Annotated in this window: 2 protein-coding genes; both read left to right on the forward strand. The window is 68.5% G+C overall.

The window, feature by feature from the left end:
• The first annotated feature begins 25 nt into the window (after nucleotides 1-25).
• On the forward strand, nucleotides 26-4,414 hold the full coding sequence (locus ABGB17_RS38610) for an amino acid adenylation domain-containing protein (protein WP_347639327.1): 4,389 nt from the start codon (nucleotides 26-28) through the stop codon (nucleotides 4,412-4,414).
• Nucleotides 4,415-4,417: 3 nt separating this feature from the next.
• The coding region (locus ABGB17_RS38615) for a condensation domain-containing protein (RefSeq protein ID WP_347639329.1) at nucleotides 4,418-4,921 on the forward strand (504 nt) is incomplete at its 3' end.

Below are 4,921 nucleotides of genomic sequence, written 5' to 3' on the forward strand. Positions count from 1 at the left end.
CCTTGGGCGGTTGCAGGGTGAGCAGGTGGAGTTGCTGGATCACCAGCATGTGGGGTTGGCGGAGATCCAGCAGGTCGCTGGTGTGGGGCAGTTGTTCGACACCACGATCGTCGTCGAGAGCTACCCGGACGCCCTGCGAACGGGCGACGACCGGATCATCACCTGGGAGGCCGTGCGGGAGCCCGCGGCCGCGCCGTCCGCGGGGCTGTACCCGGTGGCCTTCGGCGAAGTCGAGCTGATACAGGACCTGGAGCGGGCCCACGGATGGTTGCTGGCCCACAACGGCGTGCCGCATTCCTACGTGGACCTGGACGACCCGTCCTTCCTGCACTTCACGTACATGCGGTTGATGGGTGACGTCATCGACGCGATCGGCGGCGAGGCGCTGGACTGCGTCCACGTCGGTGGCGGGGCATGCACGTTGCCCCGCTACGTGAGCGCCACCCGGCCCGGCTCGTCCCACCTCGTCGTGGAGCCCGACGAGGCCCTGGTCGATCTGGTCTGCGAGCAGCTGGATCTGCGATCGCTGCCCGACACGAGAGTCATGATCTCGGGCGGCCGTGAGGCGGCCGAGAGGCTCCCGAGCGCATCCGCCGATGTCATCCTGCTCGACGCGTTCGTCGGCGGGAAGGTGCCGGAAGAGCTGGCCACCGCCGACTACATGGCAGAGCTGTCACGACTGCTCCGTGAGCCGGGAACGTTGGTGGTGAACCTGGCCGACGGAGGAGACCTGGCCTTCGCGCGCCGCCTGCTGGCCGGCGTGCACGAGGTGTTCGATCACGTCGTCCTGCTGGCCGAGGCCGGAGTCCTGCAGGACCACAAGCTGGGCAACCTGGTGGTAGCCGCGTCGAATGCCGAATTGCCGGTCGAAGCCCTCGTCGCCGCACGGGCCCGCGATCCCCATGACGTCATCCACGGCGCGGCCCTACGGGATTTCGTCGCGGACGCCACCCCCTTCCGCCGGCACCACGCTCCCGTCATCAGGCACACGGTCATTCACAATGCCAGCCATTACCCCCTCGGCCTCGCCGTCCTCCCCGGTGAGCGCCTTGAGTTCGCCATGAGCTACACCGCGGACCTGTTCGATCGGGCAGCCGCGGAAGGGCTGGCGGAGAAGTTCACCGGGCTGCTGGAGACGCTTGTCGCCGACCCGGACATGCGGGTGGGCGAGGTGGACCTGCTGTCCGCGGCGGAACGCGAACTGGTGGGACGGGAATGGTCCGGCGCGCTGGTGGAGGGTGTGGCGGGTCGGTGTGTGCATGAGTTGTTCGAGGAGCGGGTGCGGTGTTCGCCTGGTGCGGTGGCGGTGGTGTGTGGGGAGGGGGAGGTCAGTTTTTCGGAGTTGAATGTGCGGGCGAATCGGTTGGCGCGGTGGTTGGTGGGGCGGGGTGCGGGGCCGGAGCGGGTGGTGGGGTTGGTGTTGCCTCGTTCGGTGGATCTGGTGGTGTGGGTGGTGGCGGTGCTGAAGACGGGTGCGGGGTATTTGCCGGTGGATCCGGGTGTTCCGCGGGAGCGGTTGGAGCGGATTGTGCGGGCGGCTGGGCCGGTGGTGGTGGTGGGGGGTGCGGAGTTCGGTGGTGGTGTGGTGGGGGGTGTGAGTGTGGTGGATGTGGCGGGTGTGGATGCGGGGGGTTTGTCGGGGGAGGATTTGGGGGCGGGTGAGCGGTTGGGGCCGGTGGTTGTGGCGAATGTGGCGTATGTGATTTTCACGTCGGGGTCGACGGGTGAGCCTAAGGGTGTGGCGGTGTCGCATGCGGGTGTGGCGGGGTTGGTGGCGGGTCAGGCGGAGCGGTTCGGGATCGGGCCGGCGAGCCGGGTGGTGTTGTTCGCGTCGCCGGGGTTCGACGCGTCGTTCGCGGAGATGGCGGTGACGTTGCTGTCAGGTGGGGCGTTGGTGGTGCCCGAGCCGGGAGAAGAGGCGCTGTTCGCGGTGTTGGCGTCCTCGGCGGTCACTCATGTGACGGTGCCGCCGTCGGTGCTGCGGGCGCTGCCGGACGACGGAATCAGTGCCGGGACGACGCTGGTGGCGGCGGGTGAGGACTGCCCGGCGGGAGTAGCAGAGCGGTGGGCGCCCGGGCGGCGGATGGTGAATGCCTATGGACCTACCGAGACGACGGTGTGCGCGACGATCAGTGACCCGCTGTCGGCCGACAGTGGTGCGGTGCCGATCGGGCGGCCATTGCGCGGCATGCGGGTGTTCGTGCTGGACGAGTTCTTGCGGCTGGTGCTGCCGGGTGTGGTGGGGGAGTTGTATGTGGCGGGTGCGGGGGTTGCTCGTGGTTATGTCGGTCGGCCGGGGTTGACGGCGGAGCGGTTCGTGGCGTGTCCGTTCGAGGTGGGGGAGCGGATGTATCGCACCGGGGATCTGGTGCGGTGGGGCGCGGACGGGCAACTGGAGTTCGTCGGCCGGGTCGATGACCAGGTGAAGATCCGGGGCTTCCGGGTGGAGTTGGGCGAGGTCGAACATGTGCTGGCCCGCTGCCCGGGAGTGGATGCGGTCGCGGTCACGGCATATGGAGCGGATCGCCGGTTGGTGGCCTACCTGGTCGGCCAGGTCGAGGTGGAGGAGGTGCGGGCCTGGGCGCGGGGGGTGTTGCCGGATTACATGGTGCCTTCGGTGTTCATGCTGGTGGAGTCGTTGCCGTTGACGGTGAGCGGCAAGGTGGACCGGCGCGCCTTACCGGAACCCGATCTCGCCGGCGCGGCCCGCGACTACGTGCCGCCACGCACCCCGACCGAAGAACGGTTGTGCGAGTTGTTCGCCGAGGTGCTCGGGGTGGAGCCCGTCGGGATCGACGACAGCTTCTTCGAGCTCGGTGGCGACAGCATCATGTCGATCCAGCTGGTCAGCCGGGCGCGGCGGGCGGGGATCGTGATCACGCCACGGGAAGTCTTCGAGCAGCGCACCGTGCAAGCCCTCGCGCGGATCTCGAAGCCCGCCGCCGACGTGCCTGTCGAAGCGGAGCTCTCCGGGGTCGGTGCGCTTCCCCTCACGCCGATCATGCACTGGTTGCGCGAGCTCGGCGGCCCCATAGGATCCTTCAGCCAATCGATGATCGTTCACACGCCGGCGGACATGTCGCTGGAGCACCTGCTCGCCCTGGTTCAAGCTCTCGTCGACCGTCACGACATCCTGCGGCTGGCGCTCAGCCGCACAGCGTCTTCCTGGACCATCGAGATCCCACCGCCCGGAAGCGTCACCGCCGAGTCGATCGTGAAGCGGGTCGCCTCCGATGCCGAACTGAGCGCGGAGCTGGCGGAGGCCACCACCTGGCTCGACCCCGAGCAGGGCAGGATGCTCAGGTTCGTCTGGCTGGACGCCGGACCGGGACGTCCGGGACTGCTCGGCATAGTGATCCACCACCTGGTCGTCGACGGTGTCTCGTGGCGGATCCTCACCTCGGATCTGGCGGACGCGTGGGCGGCGATCCGCGCGGGCGGCAAGCCGGAGCTGCCCGCGATCGGGTGTTCCTTCCGGGGCTGGGCGGAGTTCCTCACTCGCGACGCCGAGAACCGGGCAGGCGAACTGCCGTACTGGAAGGACCTCCTCCAAAGTCACGACACGTCGCTCACGAAACGGGAGCTCGACCCCGGCCGGGACACCGTGAGCACGCTCCGGGAGCTCCGGACCACCCTGACCTGCGAGCAGACCGCGCCCTTGCTGACCACGCTGCCGGCCGCCATCCACGGCGAGGTGAACGACGTGCTCGTCACGGCGCTGTGCGCGGCGGTAGGCCGGTGGAGCGAAGAGCGCGAAGAGCCGTGTCCGGGACTGCTGTTCGACCTCGAAGGGCACGGCCGCCAGGAGAGCGAGGGCATCGATCTCTCCCGGACGGTCGGCTGGTTCACCACGGTCCACCCGATGTTCGTGCCTATGGACACCTGGGACCTGGCAGACCTCGCGAACGCCGGGGCCACGGCCGGCCGCGCGTTGAAGGAGGTGAAGGGACGGCTGCGAGCGGCACCGGATCACGGGATCGGCTTCGGGCAGCTGCGCTACCTCAACCCCGACACCGCGCCGATCCTGCGAGAACTGCCGGCTCCGAAGATCGGCTTCAACTACCTGGGCCGCTTCCGGGCGGCGGAGCAAGGGGACTGGACTCTTGCCGGACAGGACCAGGCGATCGGTGACGGCGTCGACGCGGAGATGCCGGCGACGCACGTGCTGGACATCAACGCCTGGGTCCTGGACACCCCCGACGGTCCCCAGCTGACCGTCGCGTGGTCATGGCCGGAGGCGGTGCTCGAGATCGACGCCGTCCAGCGGATCGCGGATCGATGGGTTGAGGCGGTCGACGCGCTGATCGCTTACGGCGAGCGGCCGGGCGCGGGCGGGTTCAGCCCTTCCGACTTCGCCCTCGCAGCTCTCAGTCAAGACGAGATCGACCTCCTGCAAGCGGATTGGAGTACCTGAACCATGCCTGCCAGCGAGATCGTCGATGTGTGGCCGCTGACTCCGTTGCAGGAGGGCCTGCTGTTCCATGCGGTGTATGACGAGGCGGGCGTGGATGTCTACGCGCTCCAGACCATCGTGCGGTTGGAGGGGCGGGTGGATGGGGGGCGGTTGCGGTTGGCGGTGGAGGGGTTGTTGCGGCGGCATGCGAGTTTGCGGGTGGGTTTTCGGTGGGTGGGGTTGAGCCGGCCGGTGCAGGTGGTGGTGGGGGATGTGGTGGTGCCGTGGGTGGAGGTGGAGTTTGCGGGTGTGGGGGATGTGGGGTTGGCGGAGTTTTTGCGGGTGGATCGGGGGCGGCGTTTTGAGATGGGGGTGGCGCCGTTGGTGCGGTGTGCGTTGGTGCGGGTGGGGGTGGAGGAGTCGTGGTTGGTGTTGACGTGTCATCACGTGTTGATGGATGGGTGGTCGTTGCCGGTGGTGTTGGGGGAGTTGATGCGGCTTTATGAGTCGGGTGGGGATGGGGGGGTG

Source organism: Sphaerisporangium sp. B11E5 (assembly GCF_039871875.1).
Taxonomy (GTDB): domain Bacteria; phylum Actinomycetota; class Actinomycetes; order Streptosporangiales; family Streptosporangiaceae; genus Sphaerisporangium.